The following is a 774-nucleotide window of genomic DNA, read 5'->3' on the forward strand; positions in this document are numbered from 1 at the left end:
CCGGCTGGTTCCCTTGGGGTGAATGCGGTCGGGTTGGGTCAGTCTCCGGCGCGTCACCCGTTGTTGGGTGCGGCGGTGGCGTTGCCGGCGAGTGGTGGTGTGGTGCTGACCGGGCGGTTGTCGTTGTCCGGGCAGCCGTGGCTGGCGGATCATGTGGTCGCCGGTCGGGTGGTGGTTCCGGGGGCCGCGCTGGTCGAGATGGTGGTGCGGGCTGGTGACGAGGCGGGTTGTGGCCGGGTCGAGGAGCTGCTGATCGAGTCGCCGCTGGTGCTTCCGGCCCGGGGTGGCGTGCGGGTGCAGGTGACGGTGGACGAGGCGGATGAGTCCGGGCGCCGTGCGGTGGCGGTCTACGCCCAGGCCGAAGATGCCGCGTCCGAGGGGGAGTGGACCCGGCACGCGACGGGTGTTCTGGCTTCTGCCGACGGACCCGTCCGGGAAAGCTGGGGGCAGTGGCCTCCGGCGGGTGCGGAGGCCGTGGACCTGGACGGGTTCTACCCGGCACTCGCCGGGCGCGGCCTGGCCTACGGTCCCGCGTTCCAGGGGGTTCGTGCGGCCTGGCGGCGTGGCGAGGAACTGTTCGCCGAGGTCGCGCTGCCGGACGGCGTGAGCGCGGCAGGATTCGGACTGCACCCGGCGCTGCTGGACGCGGCCCTGCACGTGATCGTGGGCACGGACGGGCGTCAGGACAGCCCTGAAATCCCGTTCGCCTGGGGCGATGTGGTCGTCCATGTGGCGGATGCGGTGGTTGCACGGGTGGCGGTGACGCCGCTGGCT

The 774-nt window shown here is 72.5% G+C and carries 1 protein-coding gene; it reads left to right on the top strand.

Annotated elements, in window-relative coordinates:
- Window positions 1-18: 18 nt before the first annotated feature.
- Window positions 19-774 (top strand): polyketide synthase dehydratase domain-containing protein (locus tag J0670_RS38720; protein WP_307806884.1); only part of this gene is annotated, 756 nt, incomplete at its 3' end.

Origin of the sequence: Streptomyces sp. FH025, from assembly GCF_017427025.1 — a bacterium.
GTDB lineage: Bacteria > Actinomycetota > Actinomycetes > Streptomycetales > Streptomycetaceae > Kitasatospora.